Genomic DNA, 22532 nt, shown 5'->3' with positions numbered 1-22532 from the left:
ATTTACCCCATCCCATTTATAAATGTCTCTATAAAGTCATTTATTTTAGTGATGATTCGTTTCGATGATTTTGCTCTTTCTTTTAGGCTTGGTCTTTCATTCATTACGCCAATAACCTTATCCCTTAACGGTTCTTTTTCAGTAAATAGGTAGTTGCTTACTAAATCGACTAACTTTTTGAAATCTAAGTTTTCTTCCTTACTCAAATTAACAATTGCACTCTTTTTCTCGATAGTCCAAAAGTCTTCAAAAGCATTCGGAATTAAATCCGAGTCGGTAACCAATGGAAGATTCTCTTCAATGAATTTTTCAATAAGTTCCTTCTTACTTCTTAGCTGAATTTCAGATTCTAATATGTCGGAAATCTGTTTCTTTTGTTTCTCTTGTTCTTGAGGTTTCTTAGCATCTGACAGTTTTGCTAATAAGGATAGAATATAAGTTACATTAATCTCATCTCGCCTAATTAATTCCAATTCAAAATCTATATCATTAAGTATAGATACTTTCTCTTTTTGGCTTTCTGATTTTATGGCATCATACAGGTCGAGGTATTTACTTTTATAATTTTCAAAAGTTTGTTCATCCATATGTAAATCTTCATGACTGAACTCTGTAAAGGTGCTTAAAACATTCTTAACTCTCATTAACTCTCTAAATGCCTTTACAAACTCCAATTCTTCAGCTTCAGAAACCAAATCATTAACGCTTTCAAATGTGGGTGTAATAGCTTGAACACGCTCTACTGCCTCATTAAAACTTTTTATATAATCTTCATAGGGTTGAATTATAATATCTTCAATAGCATCCTTATTTGAGAAAAGGGTTATCGCTTCATCTGTGGCTTCTTTAAGGTTTCTAAAGCAAACTACATTCCCTTGTGATTTAACTTCATCTAAAACCCTGTTAGTACGTGAATAAGCCTGTATTAAGCCATGATACTTTAAATTTTTGTCAACGTAGATGGTATTAAGTAACTTACTGTCAAAACCGGTTAAAAACATATTAACAACCAACAATACGTCTACCTGCCTATTCTTAACCCGCTTGCCTATATCTTTATAATAACTATAAAACTCATTAGTAGAGTAGTTAGTTTGGAACATACTATTATAATCAGCAATAAACTCTTCTAACCTTTCCCTTGTATGTTTGGTATCATATTGTGATGAAGGTTCTGCAACAAAATCCTCATAATCTTCATCAGGTATAAACCCATTTGCATCTTCGTCTAATTGGTTGGCTTGGTAAGAAAAAATAGTACCAACTTTCAAATCGTGTAAACCTTCTTGTTTTTTTGATTTGAACAATTCATAATATGCTATTAAAGTTTTAACGTTATGAACACAAAAAATAGCCGTGAATTTTTTATTATGAGTTTTGCGACTATGATTATTGATTATATAATTGACATTATTTTCTAATCTAATTGGGTCTTCAAATACCTCAGTCGTATTTATGTCTTCAACTTTTATATCAGTAACGCCCTCTTTAACTTTTAAAGTACTCATATACTCAATAGAGAACTTTAATACATTTCTATCCCGAATAGCGTCTGTAATAACATACTTATGCAAACACTCATCAAATAAATCTTTGGTAGTCCTTTTACCTAAAGCATTTTTAACTGAATTGTCTTTAAATATTGGTGTACCCGTAAAACCAAACATTTGTGACTTATTGAAAAACGCTTTAATCCGATTGTGGGTATCACCGAACTGACTTCTATGACACTCATCAAAAATAAATGCAACCTTTTCATTTTGAAGATTTTCCATCTTTTCAAAATGCTTTGTTTTACTTATAGCTGTATTTAACTTTTGAATGGTAGTAACAATAAGCTTTGTATCATTAGATAATTGTTTAACTAAAGCATTGGTGTTATTAGTTGCATCAATACTGCCTTCACTAAAACTATTAAACTCTTTTATCGTTTGATAATCTAAATCTTTTCTATCTACAACGAATACAACCTTATGAACGTCTTCTAAATTGGTAAGTATTTGAGCCGTTTTAAACGACGTTAAGGTTTTACCTGAACCTGTTGTATGCCATATGTAACCAAACTTATTACTCTTCTTAACGCGTTCTACAATAGCTTCAGTTGCATAGTATTGATACGGTCTTAGCACCATCAATGTATTAGCTGTATTTAAAACAACATACTTAGTTATCATTTTAGATAAATGACAAGGCTCTAAAAAATACTTGGAAAACTCACTTAACTGCGTAATGATTTTATTATTTACATCAGCCCAATAAAACGTTTGTTTAAAAGAGCGTGCTTTAACAGGGTTATTAGCGTAGTACTTAGTATTAACCCCATTACTTATAACAAAGAGCTGTATAAACTGAAATAACCCTTTACCTGAACCAAACGAATGCCTTTCATAACGATTGGTTTGATTAAAAGCTTCTTTAAGTTCCAAACCTCGACGCTTTAATTCTATTTGAACCAAGGGTAATCCATTTATTAGAATGGTAACATCATAACGATTCTTATATTTACCCTCCATGGTTATTTGATGGGTAACTTGGTACTGATTCTTACACCAATGAATTTGATTAATAAGCTCTAGATAACCGGTTTCTCCATTATCTTTAGTATAGGTAATTCTATCACGCAAGGTTTTCGCTTTTTCATAAATATTACCCTTTGATAAATGATTTAAAACCTGCTTAAACTCAGTTTCAGAATAAGATACACTATTATGTTTTTCGAGCTGAGTTTTTAGATTATTGATGAGGTCATCTTCATCTTTTATAGTTACTTTTTTATAGCCTAACTCTTGAAGTTGATTAACAAGATTCTCTTCTAAAATATATTCGGGTTGTGTTGTCATTTAATTATCTTCGAGTTGATTTTGCTCCCATTGCTTATAAGTTGTTTTGCTTCCTTTTAATTTCCAATTTTGAGGTCCGGAAATAGAGTAACCTGTTAAAAATGCTGCTGCTGTTGAGGTACTTGATGCGTCAAAATCTTCCGTAACGATTATCTTCTTACCTTCTACCTTTAAAATTCCTTTATCAATTAAAGCTTGACGTTTTTCTATAAAACCATTGGTTAAGGAATCTTGTATTTTGTAATTACCATATGAGCCTTTTCTTAGAACAAATTGTCCTTCTTGAATATAAGCCGTTCCTTCAAACCCTCCTCTTTTACTTATCAAAACAAACTCTGCTTCGGTTTTTGAAGTATCCTGCTCTATAGTTACCGATTGCAATACTGTAATACCTAAAGCAGGTAACATAAATCTTAAATTCTCCAAAAACACTTCCATATCATTAATATCAGGACGTGGTAATATCCCTGTATAATCTTTTGGTTTTCTTGGGTTTTCAATACTAAAAAGAGAATCTTTATCAATAATTTGAGCACAACGATATTCTAAATAGGAACAATGGGTTTTAGTTAAGTTATTGTCTTTGTTTTGAACCAACACTAATTTATCCCAAAAATCTTTTTGGTCATCGTGGGTTTTCATCCTATGTACACCATTCATCGTTTCTCCAACATATACTTTTTTATCATCTTCAGATACTAAAAAATAAATTCCTGCCTTATCAAAGCCATCCATTTTGTAAAGAGTCGATAACGCCGTACGAGGTGCAACTAAAGCGAACCCTGTCCAATTTATCATTTCGGCATGAATAATACCCTGGTGATTACCTTGCTCATAAAATAGTTTTACCGTTTTTCCTTGTTTATTACTCATTCCTATCTCTTTAATTTAGTATGATACATCTACTACTTCAATATCTTCTGCATTTTCAATTTGGTATTCCTTTTCGTTAGAATCAAAAAGTAAATTAAATCTTGAACCTATTCTTAATGTTAAATCACTATCGGTTGTTGCATTATCGTTGATTATCAATCGAACTCTTGCTGTAAAATCAACCCTCGTTATAACAATTATATTTCTTATTTCCGATTCATCAGTTTCTACATGAACATTAATGAAATTAACCCTATATACATTAGACACTAACCTCCCTTGATTACTAACAAACCCATCCGAAAGTATATTTTCGATAGCGATTACAATAGGTTTACTAATTAACTCTTGCTCCTTTTCAAATAATTCTTCCATAATAATTAGCTTTAAATCATCTAATTAATAAACTTACCAAATGCAAAACCAACACCTATTCCAACAAAATGGTTTTTATTTACTTCCTTCCATTGTAATTCAAAATTTACTGTTGGTTTACCTTCTTTATCTTTTAAAGAAAATGGCATCCCTAATTTCCAATTCAAAACATCATATTCTCCAAAGTTTTGTTCTATTGCGCCACTTAAACCAATACTTCCTTTTCTCAGGAAGTATGTTACCCCTTCAATCTTAATATTTGTGGTCACAAACTGCTTGAAATCTCCAACAAATACTTCTGTTGTTTTTTCTATAACATCACTATTTGTCCCATTTGGTTGTTGAAGGTTGAATTTATCTAACTTTTCTATTTCAGCATTGTTATTATTAAATACAGAGGCGAATGCGCTTAAATAAATAATTTGTTCGTTTGCCTTTTTCCAAAAGCTCGTATATCCTAAAAGTGTCTTCCAAGGCATAAATGTTTCAGTCGAAGTAGTTGACTGACTTACATCAGGTAAAAGATCATAACTTCTTTCAGTAACAGGCAATAAAGCTTCAAATGTCACATAATGATCCCATAAAAAATTATACAACTTTTCATTTCGTATAAAAGTAATCTCTTCTTCTGCCATTTTAGAATAAATTTCTTCATATTTATCTTCATAGAATGAATCCAATTTATTCGGCAAATCTGCTCCATAAACCTTATTATAAACACCTATTTCCTTTTCATAAACCTCATTTTTAATATTATCTTTTACTTCTTTTACATTGTTAGGAACAATAACCTCTTGTTTTAGATTATCGATTTGTCTTTCATAACCTCTAAAATCAATGATTCCTCTACCAACCCAAGTATACTTTAAATTAATACCTATGTCATTTTGAATATCTCCATTCTTAAACAACGTTGTAAAATTGTCTTTCAATTTTGCTTTTAGCCCTAATGTAAACAGATGAGTTAATTTGTCTGTTTTCTTCTCTCTAACAAGTTCAAAAGATCTTCCAAGAAATAAAGTTTTATCTTCTGTTGAAATAACTGCATAGGATCTTTTTAACGATAAATCTTTAGAATCGTTTATGTAACCCGAAACTTCTTCTGAGAAGAAAATATTCATCATTTTAGAATTAAACTTTTTACTTTGCTTTTCTTTAACCTTTCCTTCTGAATTGAAAAAGTATCTTGTTTCAAATAGATAATTACTCTCTATTGCCTTTAACAGTTTATCTTCATCATTAATATCCTGATAAAATGAATAAACATTATTATCTACATCAGTAACTTCAACTTTATCATCTGTAACAGTTGCCTGAACAATCTTATTTTGCGAAAAGGAATTAATAGTAAATAATAAAGGAAGAAATAAAACTTTATAAGTTCTCATTATGGTTAGTTTTTTAGTTAAACAAATCAATTATGCTATTAATTAATTTTTGAGAGAACTTTTGATAAATATATGAATTCTTAATTTTCGTACAACTCAATATCGCTTTAAATTAATATTTTAATGAATTCGGTACTATTTATATTTTCTAAAAGCTTGTATTGTTTGGTATATTCCATAGCCAACGAATATTCTTCCTAATATATCCCATAAATAAAAACCATGATCAATAACTCCATCATTACCAAAGTACTTAGTAGCATAATCAAATCTATGAGTTGGTATAATAAATTGAGCAAATGCACCTAAGTTTTCTTTGAAAATATCATTATCTATAGACCAAGCAAATTCATACAAACCAAAATTTAAAATTGATAAATAGTAAAACAAGCCACCGATTCCAATCGTAAACAAAACACCAATTATATATGATGAGCCAAACCAATTAGAAATAGCATTTAAGAAAAGTACTATTATGTTAGACAACGGTCTTGTAATAGTATGACCATTTATAAGCTTTTTATACGATTCTTTTAAATGTGTTTTACTCTCCATCACCTTAAAAGGAATAGCATTAATGAAGTTTTTTTCAGATTCAAGATGATTTTTTAAAATACGGTATGTTTCTCTTTTATTCTCTATAGGGATTTGATTATTTTGGGACACAGCGCGTTCATATACTGTTTCGTAAGCTTTAAAATAGCTAATTTTATTTTTTGTCTTATACAACTCTTCATTTGTATCGGCATAAATTTTACCATAAGAGTTATAATCATCGAACTTAAAATCGAAAACGCTTAATTTTCCTGAAATTATAGCTAAAGATAAATCGAAACCTTTTTCAGGGTTTGCCTCTCTCAATATCATTAACTTATCTATTAATGAATAAGTAAAAAGAACATTCTCTTTAAAGTTCACTGCTGAAAAAACAACAATGTCTCTAAAATCTGTTTTGTAAAATGTTATTGGGTTATGAAATGTACAACTCCAAAAATCAGCCAAACTATTAAATGTAGTATTTCTAAAATTAGCTTCATAAAGATCACAGTTATGAAACCTTACTTTTCCCTTTTTATCATTTTTATTCTCTTCAACTCCAAAAATAGCATCTTCAAAGTCCATGTTTTTAATTACAGAATCTTTAAAGGTTAAATTATTCTTATACCTCCAAGACCTCAACCTTCCGGAAAAAACACAATTATCGGTAAACTCAATATCTTTATCAGAAGAGCCAATATAAAATTTACGCAAGAACTTACAATTGTTGAATCTTAGAGTGCCTATGTTTTGAAATAAAGCCATTTCCATGTCATCAATAACTTCTTTGCTAAACGGTAGATTTAAATCAAAATCAATATCTATTTTGTCGAAACTATATTTATCTGCGTAGTAAGAAAGTGGATTACCATCTTCATCAAAATCATCAACATCAAAATCGATGTCTGATTCCCATATCTCAATTAATTCTTCAATATTTTTTGCAACTTTTCTTTCCATAATTTATACAAACATCTGTTGCAATAAGCCTTTTTTAAACTGTTGGGTATTTTCTATTTGGGTGTTTACTAATTCTATTTTAGTATCGATAGCCGATAAGAAGTTGGCTATTTTGGTTTGCTCACCTAAAGAAGGAAGTAAAAAACTAAAAGATTTCAATTCTTCTGCATTTAAGCCTGGTTGTCCAGAACGCATGGACATTACTGAAACCCACCTCCAATACTTAGGTCTTAAAGTATTGTAGTATACAAATTTTGAATTTGCGTTAATAATAGAAAATTTTATCAAAAATCCAGCATAAACTAAAATCCCATCTTCTTTTTTATATAAGTACGATTTACCAACACTGGCTCCTGTTCGAGCAAAAACAATATCATTCTCTTTTAAGTAATATTTTTCATCTATTGTTCCTTCTGGTGATGTTAATGGCTTTGGTTTAAAGGAATGTGTTGAATCCTCAATATCAGTAATTCTTAAATATTTATTCTTGCCATCAAACTCTTTTGCTGCACTACCAATACCATAATTTACATCTGAGCTTATTTGACTCAATCTTGCTTCTTTCCAATCCGGATAATCATTCCTTTTATCATCTTTAAACCGTAATTGTTGATTAAAAATTTGTTGCAATACTCCTTTTTTATATCGCTCTAAAAGGTTTTTCTTATGTTGTAGTAATTCTATTTTTTTATTTACTGATGTAAGAAATGATGATATTTTTTGTTGTTCTTTTAAATCAGGTAAGTTTAAATTTAACCCCTTTAATTGGTGATTATATAAATGCACAACCGAATTACCTTGAGCCAACGATGCTATGGCTTTCTTTTTTGCACTATTTAGGTAATAAGCAATAAATAATCCATCTTCTTTTGTTCTTATTATATTTAAATCACCTCCTAAAGCAATATCATCTTTTAAAACACATGAAGCTGTTGCAATATCTAATTGTGTTTCTCCTGAGGAGGGTATAATTATATCATTCTTCTTACTAAAGACTAAATCTTTAGTAGGCAAATTAGTTTTAGATACAATTTCTTCTATAATTTCATTATAATCTGTATAAAGTTCACCGTATCTAATACATTCTGTTGCTCCGTCTACAACTATATCTGATTTAGAAATACTCTTACCCTTTGAAAAAGTTGCTATATCATTTAAAAGAACCTTACTCCAACTATCTAAAAACTCTTTAAACCTCAACTTTGGTATTTGCTTCACTTCACTCATATTAAAATGGTGTTTTTATACCAAGTTGCTTACAAAAGTCTGAAATGATAGCATCTGTTTCTTTTATATCTTTTTCTAATATCTGTAATTCATTAGAAACTAAATCTAAATCAATAGGTTGTTCTTCCTCAAACGTATCCACATAACGTGGTATGTTAAGGTTATAATCGTTTTCTACAACCTCATCTAAATTTGCCAGATAACTAAATTTATCTATGGTTTTACGCTCTCTATAAGTATTAACTATTCTATCAATATGTTCATCTAAAAGCTTATTTTTATTACCATCCTTCTCAAATTCCTTTGAAGCATCAATAAATAATATATTATCATCGTTTACACGACACTTACTTAACACCAATATGGAGGTTGGAATACCTGTACCAAAGAAAATATTAGGAGGTAAACCTATAACTGCATCTAAATAGTTTAAATCGTTTATTAAATACTTACGTATAACACCTTCAGCTGCACCTCTAAATAATACACCATGAGGTAATACACAAGCCATAGTACCATTATCTGCTAATTGGTAAAGCATGTGTTGCAGAAAAGCAAAATCCGCTTTACTTGTTGGTGCTAACTTGCCGTATTGACTAAAACGCTCATCATTTTCGTTTAAGGGATTATTTTTACCTTTCCATTTAGCAGAAAACGGCGGATTTGCTACTACCGCTTCAAATTTCATATCAATATGTTGCGGATGTGATAAGGTGTCTTCTTGCTTAATATCAAAATGACGATAATGCACATCGTGCAAAATCATATTCATCCTACATAAGTTATAGGTGGTTCGGTTTAATTCTTGTCCGAAAAAATCATCAACCTCAACTTCCCTCGCTACACGCAACAATAAAGAGCCACTACCACACGTAGGGTCGTAAACGCTTTTTAAACGTTTTTTACCGGTAGTAACAATTTTTGCCAATATTTTAGATACTTGTTGAGGTGTATAAAACTCCCCTGCTTTTTTCCCTGCACCACTTGCAAACTCCCCGATTAAATACTCATAAGCATCCCCTAATACATCAGCATCAGCATCTTCTAAAGCGAAATCTATTTTATCTAAATGTGATAACACTTTTGCTATCAGCTCATTCCTTGCCTCTGTACTTCTACCTAACTTGGTGCTTTTTAAATCTAAATCCTCAAAGAGCTTGTTAAAATCGTCTTCACTTTCTGTACCCATTGTACTTTGCTCAATACCATTTAAAATGCTTTCTAAGTCTTCTAAAATAAAATTGCTTTCATTTTCAGTATTGGCGTTACCTTTTTTAGCTATAGAGCTGAATAACTCGTCCGGTTTTAAAAAATACCCTAACTTAATTAAGGATTCTTCTTTAATAGCATCCAAATCCTCTTCATCAGTTACTTTAAGATAATCCTTAATGGTTTCTGTTTCTAATAACTTGTTAGCGTATAAATATTGTTTTTCTGAAAGGTATTTGTAAAATATGAATCCTAATATATAATCTCGAAACTCATCGGCATCCATTTTGCCTCTTAGTTCATTTGCAATATTCCATAATTGTGCTTCGAGTAGTTTTTTTTGTTCTTCGCTCATTGATTGATTTTGGTTGTAGTAAAAAGCTTCTCAAATATAGAAAAAGAAATTAAGCTAAATAAGTATGTATTAATGTTATTCTTTAAGTGTAAATACATTTCATAACCAATTAAATATTTATCCCTTAATACATTTTCCCAAACAAGTTAGCCAATTATAGTACTCTCAATAAATTATAGTGTTGAAGTTTGTCTTTTTTGCTATTTTTATCCATCAGGCGCAAGCTAAAAAATACATATTCAATTTTGAAAAAAGCCTTACATTTACGCTATGGACATAAAACTAACAGAAACCGAAAAAATCAAAGTATTAAATTCCGATGACATATACGGAATTATGCAAAAGATTCTACTTCGAGAAAACAAAATTGACCAAAACAGAGAACATTTTTGGGTTATTGGTTTAGAAAATAACAATCGTATTCTTTTTATAGAACTTATAAGTCTGGGAACTGTAAATAAAACATTAGCAGACCCTATGGAGGTATTCAGCTTTGCGTTACAAAAAAGGGCTGTAAGGATTATTTTATGCCATAACCATCCAAGCGGTGAGTTAAAACCATCTGAGGCAGATAACGATATTACAGATAAGCTCATTCAAGTAGGGATTATTGTTAACACTGAGGTTTTAGACCATTTAATAATATCGGACAAAAGTTATTTGAGTTATGAAGATATTGGGCTTTTAGATGAGTTGAAAAAAAGCACAAAATATGTTCCTAAATATGTACTGGAACAGCGAATAAAAAAAGAGGCTACTGAAATTGCAAAACGAAATGAAAAAATTGAGATAGCTAAAACAATGAAAAGAAACGGAATTGACAAACACACTATTTCTGAATCAACAGGACTTTCATTGGAGGAAGTTGAAAAATTGCGGGTTAGAAGGAAATATAAGAGATTAGACTAAAGAACTATTGATATTATTCTCTAAAACTGCATTTAGATAGGGAGGTAATTCATATCCGCACAACTTTTCACCTGTCAATATATTTATCCAATCTGCTGAGGCTATGTCATACTCCCATTCATTATAATCAGATAAAAGTTTAGCCGGAATTTCTTCCGTATTTAAACTTTTAGGTAAGTTAAATCCAAATCGGTCAAAAATACGCTTTCCTTTCATTCCTGTTAAAATAGTATTCAATGCCTTTATATATATTTGAGCATTCCCTTTTTTATTGCTTCTTTTTTTAAGATCAGGTTCTGTAAAAATTTTACTTCCATATTTTATAATCTCAATTAATCCTGATTCTAGGTCATCCACTCTTTGCATATTCTGAGCAGGTCTTTTTGCAAACCTGGGTGTCCATAATTCCAGCCATTCGGATAATAATACCTGAGCTGTTTCTTTATCTTTAGTTATTATATGAAAATGTGGGTTGTAAGTTTTCTTAACAGGGTTAAAATTACATTCTAACGATCGAATGCCCATTAGCCTTTTTCCCTTACCTCTTTGAAACCGCTTTCTATGTTTCTCAGTTATTCTCTGAAAACCAAATATAAACTTCTTTATATACCTTGGCAAATTATAAGCGTTACATGATTTAACCGTTAAGGTTAAAAAATAAGGTTCTTTCCATTGTTTCAATATCGGATAATATTTATTAATCAATTCAGCTTTTCTAATACTACAACACAACGTACAAAATCTATTTTTGCAATATTTACCATAAAGTCTACCATCTGCCGTAAAAAGGTTCTGTTGACAGTAATAAGTATTCCAATACGATTTTTCTAATTCGGGTTCTCCTTCTTCCTGAGCAATTTCAATGAGTTTTAACATCATTATTTGTGTGATTGTTTTCCGTTTCGCCCTACCTTTTAAAGCATCAACTTTGCTGAGGTCTGAGCCTTCACCATTGACCATAACATTATTTTGTCCCGATTTGTTTGTCCTACTATCTACTAATGTATAGATATTCCCTGCTTTAGAAATCATAATAAATTAATTAAGATTAATTAGTTTCTTTTGTATTTCAGGGATTTCACTTCTTTTAGAGATTGCTCTATATCTACTCTTTTTAGAAGTAATATTCTACCAACTTTTTGAGCTGATAAAAATCCTCTTTTTATGTAATTATGAATGGATTGTTCAGAAACCTTAAGAAGTTCAGCAGATTCTTTTACGGTTAAGTTTTCAGATTTTTTCTCTTCTATTGGCTTATGTTTAATATCCAATAAAAGTGTTTCGATATTTGACAATCTTTGGTTGATTGTCTCAAATGGGTTATTCATAACAAATCGTTTTAGTAATTTGTTACAAACTTATTCGTAGATTGAGGAAGTAACTTTAAAGTAACGGTTACCTGTTTATGGTTACCTATTCTTTGTTTTAGCTTCTTTTAATTCTAATAAAGCTATCTTTTTAGCCTTTGGAAAATCTTTAAGCATTGTATTTGCAACGAAATCTATATTTGCTAATTGATTTTTTGCAATTCTATTCGTTGTATAATGAGCTATTTTATTATAAACTTTTTGAAAATACTTAATCGTTGTATTTAACCCTTCATTAGTAATTAACTCTTGAATAGCTTTTACCTTACCTTTAGGATGATTCTCAAAATAACCAAAATCCCCACCCATTTGTAAGTAGTAATAATAAAGAGCATATTGAAGTATTGATGGGTCATTTACTTTTTTAGTAATGTTTCCCTTTACCTTTAAGGAACGGTCTTTTTCTTCAACAAAAATTTTCTCTTTGTAATAGCGCAATTTATTTTCAAAAAACTCCTTTTGTAATTCAATATAGTTTTCATCTTTTCTTTGCAAAACTTTATTTTGTAAGTCCTCATCATTAATACTGTCCAATGTTTGATTAATAATTGTATATGCATTAAGTGTCTCGGATTTTGCGAACAATTCAGACAATGAAAGAAATCCAAAATTTAATGCTGATCGACACATTTGATCCAAATCAAAATACATTAGCCCCTTCCCTTCTATAAATCTAAAGCAATTAAAAAACTCAATAGTTAGTTTTTGTAAATTAGATTTATTATTGTAGATAAATCTATTTTTGAATACTATGTGAATAAATTCATTAGCAGCTACCATGAAAGTCATCTGCATCTGTAATACGTACTTTGTGCATTTTTTATCACATTTGTCCTCACTCTCACCGTTACAATATTGACATTTCTTTTTAATCTCTTTTGGCAAAGACCTTTCCATCGCATCATGTATAGCATTAATCGCTATTTCATAATTTTTCTTTGATGCAAGAAATTCTGTCAAATAATCCGTATGATTTTTTTTAGGGAATAATGATCTAAGATATGCTTTTGTCTTTTCAGGTGGTTCAATTATAGTGACCTTCTCATCCTCTCTCATAGTAATTTCAAAACCTATTGTTTTCTTTTCCATTTAATTTACCTTTTTTAACTGAGTATCGTTCATCTTCCAAACCGTTTGCATAAAGTTCTTTTTATCGTCATTATTTGGTTTATAATACTTATTAAAAACCTCTAAACTCCTATGTCCCGTGTAACTCATAATGACCTTATCAGGTATCTTTTTATTCTTCATAATAGTAATAAAACTTCTTCTAGCTGTATGCGAGGATATGCGTTCATGCAAAGGATTTATTTGCTCTATCAATTCCTTGCCTATTCTAATCGTCTTTTTAACATTTTCATCATAGCCTAAAAGCTGAAAAACTTCTTTGATATAATCATTGAATTTTTGATTAGATATATTAGGTAATTTGTAATCATATTTTTTAAGAATGTAAACAGAAAAGTCGTTTAAAGGTATTTCTAAGGTTTTATCAATATTCTTTTTATCCCTTACTTTAATAAAACCGTTTTGAATATCCTTTCTTTCTACTTTTGAATAATTGCTTATCCGCATACCAGTAGCACAACCAAAGACAAACATATCTCTTACCTTTTCCAATCTTAGGTTATTACTTAAATCAAATTCAAAAACTTCCTGAACTTGGTCTAAAGTAAGAGCAACCTCATCAGTCTGTTGTGATTTAGGTGCTTTGAATTTTTGAAAGTCCGTTTTATAGGTATGCCCGCTTTCTAAAGCCCAATAGAGAAAGGTTTTAAACAACCCAACATTTCTACGAAGAGTATTTGCCGAATGTTTCTTCTCAGTAATACAAAAATCCACAAATGAATTATAAAAAGACTTATCTATTTGATTGAAGTGTATTTTCTTATTTCTATGCTCTTGAAATTGAAAAAGTAACTTTTTATTGTATTCGTAGCGTTTAATAGTTGTTTGAGAATTAGCATCAGCCGTATAATCGTTTTTCTTTTCAGTTAAAAATATTTCATAAACTTCAAAAAACTTACTGGATATGGATTTGGTTCTTTTAAACTCAATGTCAAAATCATCTTTAATATCCGAAATAATTATTTCTCTATTAGCGAGTTTATAGTTTTGAATAGTATCCGAGAAGAAATTAGAATATCGATCTAATTGCCTTTTTATAGCCCTATGGCGATTAGCTACTTCACTCCTACCGTTGAGGTTATTGGGCTGCCTGTTTTCAAAATCCCATTGCTCTGGAATGATAGTTTCTCCAGTGGAGTAAACAAATTTACGCCCTTCATTTTTGAAGTAAGCTGAAAATAGTATTAAAGTTTCACCAGATTTATTGGGTTCTTTAAGATTAAATGTACTTCTCATAACTTTTTACCAGTTGACAGAATCGTTGACAGTAAAGTTATGATTTAATACATTATTTGGGTATAAACTAACACTAACATTATTAACAAGTTATTGACATTTAATAAGTTAAATAAAACTAAGCGTATCTAAACATAAAAGGTTCAAATACCTCTTTCTCCGCTAAGAGTTTAAGAAAACTCAATAAAAACGCTGTAAAACTTATGCTTTACGGCGTTTTTTCATTTGTGACCATCCCATAAAGTTTATTAAATGGTATGCTTTCAGTGACCTATTCCAAAAATTTCAAATAGGTCACTAGAAAACGCTGAAACACTTGTATAATACCAATTATTATTTAAAATGAGCTATAAATAATTTGAATTATGTTTTGTTCTGATATGATAGAAAATTCAATCATAGCCTTTGTTATGGTTTTATACCCTGTCAAGCTGAGCTCATGTTTTATATTGAAATATGAGCAAAATTGTAATCGAAGATTCATGAACTCCTATTTATCAAATTAGATCTGTGAGCTAAACAAATTATAGGGGTTGTTTTGAGTCATAATTGGTATAATAAGGAGTTTACGTTTTGAACATCTTGTTTCAAGTAGTTTTAAAAGATAGTTTTATCAACCTAAAAAGTTACCACAAATGACCAAAACATTCAATTTACTTTTTCTAATCAAAAAAAGTAAAACTAAAGCCGATGGCACAGCTCCTATTTATTTACGAATTATAATAAACGGAAAGCAAAAAGAAATTGCATCAAAAAGATATATAGAGCCTGAAAAATAGGATAATAAACTTCAAAAAGTGAAAGGTAAATCAGAAGAAGTTAAATCCTTAAATACATACCTTAAAGCATTAGAGCAGCAAGTTTACGATGCGCATCACGAAATAATGAAAGATAAAATTGTTGCAACCTCAGCGGTTTTAAAATCAAAACTTCAAGGAGTTGATAATAATACAAGAATGCTTATCCCAATTTTTCAAGACCACAATAATAAGATTGAAGAATTAGTAGGTAAAGAATATGCTCCAGGAACATTAGAGCGATATAAAACGTCATTAAAACATACCATTGCTTTTTTAGAATGGAAATACCAAATCTCAAATATTGACATTTCTAAAATAAATCACGCATTTATAACCGATTACGAATTTTATTTGAGAAGTGTTAAAAACTGCAATAATAATGTTTTAATGACCTTTCGACTTTAGTTTATGCTGAGCGCAGTCTGAAGTACTCAAGGAGACAAATCGTTTTATTAGTGAATTTATTGTTAAAAACTCCCTTGTTTTAAATCGAACTCACGTTATTTTAAGAATCGGAGGAGAAACTATCGATACAAATTCAATTTCAATACAACTTAAAACCAAAGGAATTGAATGTGAACTATTAGAAGATAAAATTTGCGTTTAATATGACTGAGTTTAGGGAAGATAACTTTATTGACAAGCAAGAAATACAGGTGTCAAAACCTACAAAATCTGCTGTATTGACAAAAGATTTTTTTTACGGAAAAAGGAATACAGAACGCACTTATTCCAAGCATAGGTTATGCTCGGAATGCCCAACCTTTTATTGAAAGTGGAATGACAGTAACCGGAATTGAGATTTCAAAAACAGCCATTAAACTAGCAAGAAAACATTACGGAACCGAAATGACCATTTATCAAGGTACCGTAAGTGAAATGCCTTTTGACAGCAAAAAGTATGATGGGATTTTTGTTATACTTTAATTCACTTATTGGATAGGGAAGAAAGAAAAAAAGCTAATCAAAGATTGTTATAATCAACTAGCAAAAAATGGTTTTATGGTTTTTACAGCCATAACCAAAGAAGCACCCAATTTTGGAAAAGGCGAATTGATAAGTAAAGCCCAATATGAGTTTCACAAAGGAGTGAAAATATTCTATTACAACAGAGAATAAGTCAAAGCGGAATTTAATGACTTCGGCCTTTTTGAAATCACTGTAGTAAGCGAAAATCAACCGTTCTTTTTAATAAAATGCAGTAAAATAGGAGAGCAACAATTTCAGTTACAACAATCATAGATTCGGTTACATTACCTAAATGTGTTCTTCGGAATTTTGTATTATTAATTTAAATACAAAAAAATGGACACAAAAAAAGTTTGGTTAGTAACAGGAGCTTCAAAAGGTTTAGGGCTAACATTAGTTAAAAAATTATTGGATAACGGTTATAAAGTAGCAGCAACCTCTCGAAATATCGAATCATTGAAAAATGCGGTAAATTATTCAGGTTCAGATTTTTTGCCACTTCAAGTAGATTTGATAAATGAACAAAGCATTGAAAAGGCAATTGCTAATTCCATAGAAAAGTTCAAAAAAATAGATGTCGTTGTAAACAATGCAGGTTACGGACAAGCAGGCACATTAGAAGAATTAAGTGATGCAGAAGCCAGAGAAAATTTTGATGTAAATGTATTTGGCGCATTGAATGTTATTAGAAAAGTAATGCCGCATTTTCGCGAGCAGAATTCAGGACACATTTTCAATATTGCCTCGGTAGCTGGTTTTATTGGCAATTTTCCAAGTTTTGGTGTGTATTGTGCTACAAAGTTTGCTGTAGTAGGTTTAACGGAAGCATTATCGGCAGAAGCAAAACCTTTTAACATTACTGCAACAGTGGTTTATCCAGGTTATTTTAGAACTAATTTTTTAGATGAGGGTTCTTTGATGCTGCCTAAAAAACCTATTGATATTTATACCGAAGCCAGAGCAATTGAAGAATTACACACAAGTCAAATTAGAGGTAACCAAACAGGAGACCCTGAAAAAGCAGCAGATGTTTTAATTGAATTAACTAAACAAGAAAATTTACCTTTACATTTGTTTTTAGGAAGTGATGCCTACCTATATGCAAACCAAAAAATGGAAACTATTGAAAGTGAAATGACAGCACACAAAACACTGGCAACATCTACGGATTATTAATTTTTTATCCTAAAATAGAAGAATGAAGATTGAACATTTTAAATCAATAAATGATTACCATACACTAGCAAACTTACCAAAGACAGAACATCCTTTGGTAAGTTTGATTGAGTATAGTAAAGTTGATTACCAAATGGAAGACGGGGAAACCCTTACTTGGATTCAAGATTATTATTGCATTGCATTAAAACGAGATATTGAGGTAAAGTTAATGTATGGGCAACAAGAATACGATTTTGATGAAGGATTGATGTCTTTTTTTTCACCCAAACAAGTATTGAGTATGCAAGTCACTAAACAACCAAATCTTAAACCTTCAGGTTATATGTTACTCATACATCCAGATTTTTTATGGAATACACCGTTGGCCAAAAGTATAAAGAAGTACAAATTTTTGGGTTATGATGTTAATGAAGCTTTATTCCTTTCAGAAAAAGAAGAAAAATTAATTACCAATATTATGCAGAACATTCAGCAAGAATATCACGCAAATATTGATAAATTCAGCCAAAGCATTATTATTTCACAAGTTGAATTATTGTTAAATTATGCCGAACGATTTTACCAACGTCAATTCATCACTCGTAAAATAAGCAACCATCAAATTTTAGAACAATTAGAAGTTTGTTTAACCAATTATTTTAATGATGACGATTTAACCGTCAAAGGATTACCAACTGTTCAGTACATCTCTGAACAATTGAATATCTCTTCAAATTATTTAAGCAGCTTGTTAAAATCTCTTACAGGCCAAAGTACGCAACAGCACATTCACGAAAAGCTAATTGAAAAAGCCAAAGAAAAATTATCTACTACTAATTTATCAGTAAGTGAAATTGCTTATCAATTAGGTTTTGAGCATTCACAATCATTTAGTAGGTTGTTTAAGAGTAAAGCTAAATTATCGCCTTTAGAGTTTAGGGCGAGTTTTAATTAATTTGACTGAGACCTAAAACCAAAATTGGTTTGCTTGACATATTTGAAAACTTAAAAAACGCAAAGACAAAGCAATTACTTAATTAGCACTTCGTTTTCTAAAATTAAATTATAGAGATAACCTGCTCCAAAAGTTTTATCGAATGTGATAAAAATTATATTTTAATTTAAACACCTCCAGTAGTTCAGGTATTGGTAGCCAAAGGAATTCCGTTAGGAACTGCAATCGCCTTTATGATGGGAGTTGTTGGCTTATCGTTACCAGAAGCTATGCTATTAAAAAAAGTAATGACCTTAAAATTAATAGGTGTCTTCTTTGGTGTAGTAACACTTTGCATCATAATATCTGGTTACGTATTCAATATAATTTTATAAATTAAAAACTTTTGGTTAGGTGAAAATATTTTAACAAAAAAGACCTCATATAATTACTTAATAATAACACCATTCTCTAATCTAAGATCGTATTTATAACTTGCACCAAAATTCTTGTCCAAGGTTACAAGCGTTTTGATTGTAAGTGATGACCCTTCAGGAATAAATGTATCAGATGTTATTACAAGGTCAAAGTCATCTTTACTCCCATCTTTTAAATGAATCCAGTTTCTATTCATAATACCTGCATTAATCTTGGTACAGATTCTGTTTAATTGAATGGTTTTTCCGCTATATTTTTTTGGGTATTTAACTAAATCGGCAATTTTTATAAAGCCTTTATGCAGCACTACTTTATTAGTATGGGTAATTTATATAAAAGCAGCCGTATTGAATATATTCCTGAGCCCTTGTACCAGATTAAAAACCTTTTTGATATTGGGATATAGCTCAAAGAGAGTTTTGGATCTATTATATTGGTTATAAAAGCCAAAAAATGTTACTCGAAATATTTCAAGAACATAATAATGAAATTGATAGCCTTATTGAAAAAGGTTTTGCTGCAGGAACTGTTGAACGGTATCACACTTGTAAAAAACACGTAACAGACCTTATAAAGCAGAAACACAAGATAAATAATAAAACACTCATTTTGAATACCTAATTACTTATTGAAAATAATTTCCTACTAAAAATATAATCCCTCTCGGACATTTTTTTATCCCTTAGAGATAAATCTTATTCTTTAAGTTTGCTTTTTATGGTAAACCTTAGGAGGTAAACATTATTTAAAATAGTCATAGACGAGCTAACCAAACCGGATTGTACTATTATCATAAAAGCCGTAATCTCCATTAGTGTTTATAATATCAAAATTCAAGTTGTTTAACTTTTGTGTCGAAGTATAAGTAGTTCAAACACTCAAGATAAACTTATAAGATTTATTGGTATTAGCCTAAACATAGATCATTTTAAGAATCACTACCTACTTTAAAAATACCTCTGGGTTGGACTCACGAATAATAAATTCGAGATAAAATTATAGTGTACAATCAGGAGTAAGGCCGAAAACCTGTAAAATAGAGTAGGTCATAAATTTTTAAATATCTATATTATGAAACGTCATTTTTTAAAAACAGTTTTACCTGGCTTTGTTTTTGTGCTGGCCATTTTTGCCTCTTTTGCTTTTAAACCTGCTCCAAATGATACAGGAAGTATATATATCCAGTTGTTACCTCCTCAATTTTGTACCTTATTATTAGATCAGGTACCCTCAGAATGTTCGATTTACAACTGGGGAGCGAATTGCACTACTTCTCTTTTTGGTCTTAGTTTTAACTTACATTCTAGAGTATGGGGGCTTATATGTTCGGATGTATACCGATTACCTTACTAAAGTTTAATCATAGGGGGTGCTGAAAAAAGCGCCCCTCTTTTATTTGTATTATATATGTCTGTTATTGAGTATGACATGATATTCGATAACAGCATATAATAGTACATAGTGGTGGCCTAATAAAGATATAGGGTTCATTGATAAAAGATATTAAATAGGATACCGCCTTTCGGAGGGATTAGCCTGCCATGCCATAAGCGTGGATTAATAAAATTAGTATGAACACCATTAAAAACTAACTTTTAACAACACTCTTAAACCTTTACTAAACAACCAATCACGCTTTAAAAACAAATTTTAATCCTTATTTCATGTCGTTAATAAATTATTTTCTTTGAACTCATCTTGACTTTTCTATTTCCTAAAACCTGCCTCCAGCAGATAGGAATGGCTAAAATTCGTCCATATTTCGTTACTTTTATTAACCGTAACGATACTATGCCTTTCAAAAAGGGTCTTATCTGGTCAAGTTTTATTTCATTCTTGGTTAAACACAAAAAGTCAAGACCGATTCATTATAAATATTATGAAAATCAATAGCAAACATAAAAACATTTTGTTGGAACTTATCTGTATGCTGTTTATACTATTATTTGTATATGCAGCTGTAAGCAAATTTTTAATTTTTGACGAATTTAAGATTCAAATAGGGCAATCTCCTGTGCTTACTGCTTATACGTCTTGGGTGGCTTTTGGAGTGCCTACTATTGAGATCCTAATTTCACTGGCCTTGGTCATTCCAAAATTTAGATTACCGGCCCTGTATGCTGCCTTTACCCTTATGATCATGTTTACGACCTATATTTTTATCATTTTGAATTTTAGTGATTTTATTCCCTGTTCCTGTGGAGGGGTTTTAGAAAAATTGGATTGGACCGAGCATTTAATATTTAATATCTTCTTTGTTGTTCTTGCCTTTATCGGGGTTATGATATTAAGCCCGCAAAAGAACGGCAATATTTCAAAATATGCCTATGATACGTAAAAAAACATATACCACCCTTTTTATTTGTATGATATCCGGGATAGGGATAGTGTCTTTATTATTTTCCCTTTCAGAACATAAGATCCATCGAGACAATAGTTTTACACGCCGGTTTGCTGGTCATCCCGCAATAAAAGCCAAACAACTGGATCTTTCTTACAATTCGTATTTTATTGCTGGAGCCGATCAAGGAAAAATATATTTGGGGAATAGTATCTCGCCATTTCATTTGATAATTTTAGACACGGTACTTCAGAATAAAGAAACCATTCGTTTAACCTTAGACCGGGACAGTCTCCCATATAAACACATACAGCTCCGGGTAATCCCTCCCTATTTCTTTCTTATAGACGGTATAATGCCTTATATTTTTAGGGGGAACACAACCGATTGGAAAGCCAGGTCCGTCATGGATAATCCCCCCTATTTTTCACAGGTTGAACCTATAGATTCTGTTAGCTTGCTTATTAGGGGCGTAAGTGGTAAGACCAGAGAAAATATCCTGGGCAAAATAACCCTTTCAGAAAATCCCAAGGTAGACCTTTCTCACGAACTGTTACAAAAACAGATCGATGGCATTTTCGATACCGATGGTGTGCTTCAATACAACCACCAGTTACAAAAGCTAGTATATACCTACCATTACCGCAACCAATTTATTGTTGCCGATACGGCCCTCCAATTAAACCACCTTGGAAAAACCATAGACACCATAAGCCGTGCTCAAATAGAAGTGGGAACCATAGCATCCAAAAATCAATTAAAAATGGCTGCGCCTCCCCTAACGGTAAATAAAAACAGTACAACCTATGGCAACTATCTTTTTGTAAACTCAAAATTGATAGGCAAACATGAACCTACTAATGTGTGGAACAATGCTTCTATTATCGATGTATATAACCTCGTAGAGAACACTTACGAGTTCAGCTTTTATGTTTATGACATAAAAAAAGACAAATTAAGATCATTTCGGGTACTCCATGATAAATTTATTGGGCTTATTGGCAATCATATCGTGACTTACCAACTCGACACGAATCAGTTTAAGCATCTATCACCCCATTTAAAAGAGGACGCAGATTCCAAGGTTATGACTCTCAAAGAAAATCTCTAATAAAGAATTTATGATCCATTTTATGGAATATTAACAAAAACTTAAAAGCAGAATCTTAAGCGCCTATACCTAAGACAATGTAATTCCCCTCTATTTTAGTCTTATTAAAACATTATTTATAAGCTTTTTGTAATTAATATAAAATAAGCATATTAATTGCAGAATAGGGGAAATCTTAGAGGTACGACAGCTCAATCGTACCTCATTCGATATAACTCCAGGGTCTTATTTTAACGAACTCCCGTTTATACAGCATTCAATACCCAGGATTCTGGGGCAAGAGGTTGGGGTTGAGTTCGAGCTCTGTACGGGGCAGCGGCAGCAGTATGTGGTGGTCCCTCCAATTGGGCTTGATGGGCCCGAGCGCCCCGGCGGCC

Annotated in this window: 23 protein-coding genes; 11 read left to right on the top strand and 12 right to left on the bottom strand. The window is 31.0% G+C overall.

What is annotated here, in order from left to right:
• Positions 1-2 precede the first annotated feature (2 nt).
• From PQO00_RS08985 to PQO00_RS08955, 7 genes are all read right to left on the bottom strand, one after another.
• Entirely contained in the window at positions 3-2840 is a 2838-nt protein-coding gene (locus tag PQO00_RS08985) for a type I restriction endonuclease subunit R (RefSeq protein ID WP_274184511.1), read from the bottom strand.
• Positions 2841-3713: a GIY-YIG nuclease family protein gene (locus PQO00_RS08980; protein WP_274184510.1), complete on the bottom strand. Its 873-nt coding sequence runs from the start codon at positions 3711-3713 to the stop codon at positions 2841-2843.
• Positions 3714-3728: 15 nt separating this feature from the next.
• On the bottom strand, positions 3729-4088 hold the full coding sequence (locus tag PQO00_RS08975) for a hypothetical protein (protein ID WP_274184509.1): 360 nt from the start codon (positions 4086-4088) through the stop codon (positions 3729-3731).
• Between the two features lie 20 nt (positions 4089-4108).
• A complete protein-coding gene (locus tag PQO00_RS08970) occupies positions 4109-5476 on the bottom strand; it encodes a hypothetical protein (protein WP_274184508.1) in 1368 nt (455 codons plus the stop codon).
• 135 nt (positions 5477-5611) lie between these two features.
• Positions 5612-6973, bottom strand: a complete 1362-nt coding sequence (locus PQO00_RS08965) for a hypothetical protein (protein WP_274184507.1) — start codon at positions 6971-6973, stop codon at positions 5612-5614.
• 3 nt (positions 6974-6976) lie between these two features.
• On the bottom strand, positions 6977-8200 hold the full coding sequence (locus PQO00_RS08960) for a restriction endonuclease subunit S (protein ID WP_274184506.1): 1224 nt from the start codon (positions 8198-8200) through the stop codon (positions 6977-6979).
• A 1-nt stretch (position 8201) separates the two neighbouring features.
• Positions 8202-9764 carry a type I restriction-modification system subunit M gene (locus tag PQO00_RS08955; protein ID WP_274184505.1) on the bottom strand — a complete coding sequence of 521 codons (1563 nt, stop codon included), beginning with the start codon at positions 9762-9764 and terminating at the stop codon, positions 8202-8204.
• 270 nt (positions 9765-10034) lie between these two features.
• On the opposite strand from PQO00_RS08955, the gene PQO00_RS08950 reads away from it, so the two are divergent.
• The gene (locus PQO00_RS08950; RefSeq protein WP_274184504.1) at positions 10035-10673 is read left to right on the top strand and encodes a JAB domain-containing protein; all 639 of its coding nucleotides are present in this window, start codon (positions 10035-10037) and stop codon (positions 10671-10673) included.
• On the opposite strand, the gene PQO00_RS08945 is transcribed toward PQO00_RS08950, so the two are convergent.
• The 4 genes from PQO00_RS08945 to PQO00_RS08930 all read right to left on the bottom strand — a co-directional run bounded on the left by PQO00_RS08945 (position 10665) and on the right by PQO00_RS08930 (position 14404).
• Complete coding sequence (locus PQO00_RS08945) at positions 10665-11705, bottom strand: protein rep (protein WP_274184503.1); 1041 nt, start codon at positions 11703-11705, stop codon at positions 10665-10667. The genes PQO00_RS08950 and PQO00_RS08945 overlap by 9 nt on opposite strands.
• Positions 11706-11725: 20 nt before the next feature.
• Positions 11726-12001 carry a helix-turn-helix domain-containing protein gene (locus PQO00_RS08940; protein ID WP_274184502.1) on the bottom strand — a complete coding sequence of 92 codons (276 nt, stop codon included), beginning with the start codon at positions 11999-12001 and terminating at the stop codon, positions 11726-11728.
• An 81-nt stretch (positions 12002-12082) separates the two neighbouring features.
• Positions 12083-13129, bottom strand: a complete 1047-nt coding sequence (locus PQO00_RS08935) for a hypothetical protein (protein WP_274184501.1) — start codon at positions 13127-13129, stop codon at positions 12083-12085.
• On the bottom strand, positions 13130-14404 hold the full coding sequence (locus PQO00_RS08930) for a tyrosine-type recombinase/integrase (protein ID WP_274184500.1): 1275 nt from the start codon (positions 14402-14404) through the stop codon (positions 13130-13132). It abuts the gene before it with no gap.
• 635 nt (positions 14405-15039) lie between these two features.
• Here PQO00_RS08930 and PQO00_RS08925 point away from each other — a divergent pair.
• From PQO00_RS08925 to PQO00_RS08900, 6 genes are all read left to right on the top strand, one after another.
• Positions 15040-15183 carry an Arm DNA-binding domain-containing protein gene (locus PQO00_RS08925; protein WP_274184499.1) on the top strand — a complete coding sequence of 48 codons (144 nt, stop codon included), beginning with the start codon at positions 15040-15042 and terminating at the stop codon, positions 15181-15183.
• Between the two features lie 18 nt (positions 15184-15201).
• Positions 15202-15609 (top strand): phage integrase SAM-like domain-containing protein, encoded by a 408-nt coding sequence (locus PQO00_RS08920; protein ID WP_274184498.1) that lies wholly within the window; start codon positions 15202-15204, stop codon positions 15607-15609.
• Positions 15610-15984: 375 nt separating this feature from the next.
• A complete protein-coding gene (locus tag PQO00_RS08915) occupies positions 15985-16131 on the top strand; it encodes a methyltransferase domain-containing protein (RefSeq protein ID WP_274184497.1) in 147 nt (48 codons plus the stop codon).
• Positions 16132-16509: 378 nt separating this feature from the next.
• Positions 16510-17349, top strand: a complete 840-nt coding sequence (locus PQO00_RS08910) for an SDR family oxidoreductase (protein WP_274184496.1) — start codon at positions 16510-16512, stop codon at positions 17347-17349.
• A gap of 22 nt (positions 17350-17371) precedes the next feature.
• Positions 17372-18286: an AraC family transcriptional regulator gene (locus tag PQO00_RS08905; RefSeq protein ID WP_274184495.1), complete on the top strand. Its 915-nt coding sequence runs from the start codon at positions 17372-17374 to the stop codon at positions 18284-18286.
• Between the two features lie 233 nt (positions 18287-18519).
• Positions 18520-18660, top strand: coding sequence for a hypothetical protein (locus PQO00_RS08900; RefSeq protein WP_337992834.1), 141 nt, complete (start codon positions 18520-18522; stop codon positions 18658-18660).
• A gap of 53 nt (positions 18661-18713) precedes the next feature.
• On the opposite strand, the gene PQO00_RS08895 is transcribed toward PQO00_RS08900, so the two are convergent.
• Positions 18714-19010, bottom strand: a complete 297-nt coding sequence (locus PQO00_RS08895; protein WP_274184494.1) for a hypothetical protein — start codon at positions 19008-19010, stop codon at positions 18714-18716.
• Between the two features lie 146 nt (positions 19011-19156).
• On the opposite strand from PQO00_RS08895, the gene PQO00_RS08890 reads away from it, so the two are divergent.
• From PQO00_RS08890 to PQO00_RS08875, 4 genes are all read left to right on the top strand, one after another.
• A complete protein-coding gene (locus PQO00_RS08890; RefSeq protein WP_274184493.1) occupies positions 19157-19324 on the top strand; it encodes a hypothetical protein in 168 nt (55 codons plus the stop codon).
• A gap of 450 nt (positions 19325-19774) precedes the next feature.
• Positions 19775-20056: a DUF6520 family protein gene (locus PQO00_RS08885; RefSeq protein WP_274184492.1), complete on the top strand. Its 282-nt coding sequence runs from the start codon at positions 19775-19777 to the stop codon at positions 20054-20056.
• Between the two features lie 526 nt (positions 20057-20582).
• Complete coding sequence (locus PQO00_RS08880) at positions 20583-21041, top strand: MauE/DoxX family redox-associated membrane protein (protein WP_274184491.1); 459 nt, start codon at positions 20583-20585, stop codon at positions 21039-21041.
• Positions 21031-22155: a hypothetical protein gene (locus tag PQO00_RS08875; RefSeq protein WP_274184490.1), complete on the top strand. Its 1125-nt coding sequence runs from the start codon at positions 21031-21033 to the stop codon at positions 22153-22155. The genes PQO00_RS08880 and PQO00_RS08875 overlap by 11 nt, the downstream gene beginning before the upstream one ends.
• Positions 22156-22532 lie beyond the last annotated feature (377 nt).

Origin of the sequence: Flavivirga sp. 57AJ16 (genome assembly GCF_028736925.1) — a bacterium.
GTDB lineage: Bacteria > Bacteroidota > Bacteroidia > Flavobacteriales > Flavobacteriaceae > Flavivirga.
Note: the sequence above shows the minus strand (reverse complement) of the source record. Positions and strands in the feature narration are given on the sequence as shown.

Excerpts from the sequence above, each read along its gene's own strand:
- PQO00_RS08985 (WP_274184511.1), bottom strand. The coding sequence starts at position 2,840 with ATGACAACACAACCCGAATATATTTTAGAAGAGAATCTTGTTAATCAA.
- PQO00_RS08980 (WP_274184510.1), bottom strand. The coding sequence starts at position 3,713 with ATGAGTAATAAACAAGGAAAAACGGTAAAACTATTTTATGAGCAAGGT.
- PQO00_RS08975 (WP_274184509.1), bottom strand. The coding sequence starts at position 4,088 with ATGGAAGAATTATTTGAAAAGGAGCAAGAGTTAATTAGTAAACCTATT.
- PQO00_RS08970 (WP_274184508.1), bottom strand. The coding sequence starts at position 5,476 with ATGAGAACTTATAAAGTTTTATTTCTTCCTTTATTATTTACTATTAAT.
- PQO00_RS08965 (WP_274184507.1), bottom strand. The coding sequence starts at position 6,973 with ATGGAAAGAAAAGTTGCAAAAAATATTGAAGAATTAATTGAGATATGG.
- PQO00_RS08960 (WP_274184506.1), bottom strand. The coding sequence starts at position 8,200 with ATGAGTGAAGTGAAGCAAATACCAAAGTTGAGGTTTAAAGAGTTTTTA.
- PQO00_RS08955 (WP_274184505.1), bottom strand. The coding sequence starts at position 9,764 with ATGAGCGAAGAACAAAAAAAACTACTCGAAGCACAATTATGGAATATT.
- PQO00_RS08950 (WP_274184504.1), top strand. The coding sequence starts at position 10,035 with ATGGACATAAAACTAACAGAAACCGAAAAAATCAAAGTATTAAATTCC.
- PQO00_RS08945 (WP_274184503.1), bottom strand. The coding sequence starts at position 11,705 with ATGATTTCTAAAGCAGGGAATATCTATACATTAGTAGATAGTAGGACA.
- PQO00_RS08940 (WP_274184502.1), bottom strand. The coding sequence starts at position 12,001 with ATGAATAACCCATTTGAGACAATCAACCAAAGATTGTCAAATATCGAA.
- PQO00_RS08935 (WP_274184501.1), bottom strand. The coding sequence starts at position 13,129 with ATGGAAAAGAAAACAATAGGTTTTGAAATTACTATGAGAGAGGATGAG.
- PQO00_RS08930 (WP_274184500.1), bottom strand. The coding sequence starts at position 14,404 with ATGAGAAGTACATTTAATCTTAAAGAACCCAATAAATCTGGTGAAACT.
- PQO00_RS08925 (WP_274184499.1), top strand. The coding sequence starts at position 15,040 with ATGACCAAAACATTCAATTTACTTTTTCTAATCAAAAAAAGTAAAACT.
- PQO00_RS08915 (WP_274184497.1), top strand. The coding sequence starts at position 15,985 with ATGACAGTAACCGGAATTGAGATTTCAAAAACAGCCATTAAACTAGCA.
- PQO00_RS08910 (WP_274184496.1), top strand. The coding sequence starts at position 16,510 with ATGGACACAAAAAAAGTTTGGTTAGTAACAGGAGCTTCAAAAGGTTTA.
- PQO00_RS08905 (WP_274184495.1), top strand. The coding sequence starts at position 17,372 with ATGAAGATTGAACATTTTAAATCAATAAATGATTACCATACACTAGCA.
- PQO00_RS08900 (WP_337992834.1), top strand. The coding sequence starts at position 18,520 with ATGATGGGAGTTGTTGGCTTATCGTTACCAGAAGCTATGCTATTAAAA.
- PQO00_RS08890 (WP_274184493.1), top strand. The coding sequence starts at position 19,157 with ATGTTACTCGAAATATTTCAAGAACATAATAATGAAATTGATAGCCTT.
- PQO00_RS08885 (WP_274184492.1), top strand. The coding sequence starts at position 19,775 with ATGAAACGTCATTTTTTAAAAACAGTTTTACCTGGCTTTGTTTTTGTG.
- PQO00_RS08880 (WP_274184491.1), top strand. The coding sequence starts at position 20,583 with ATGAAAATCAATAGCAAACATAAAAACATTTTGTTGGAACTTATCTGT.
- PQO00_RS08875 (WP_274184490.1), top strand. The coding sequence starts at position 21,031 with ATGATACGTAAAAAAACATATACCACCCTTTTTATTTGTATGATATCC.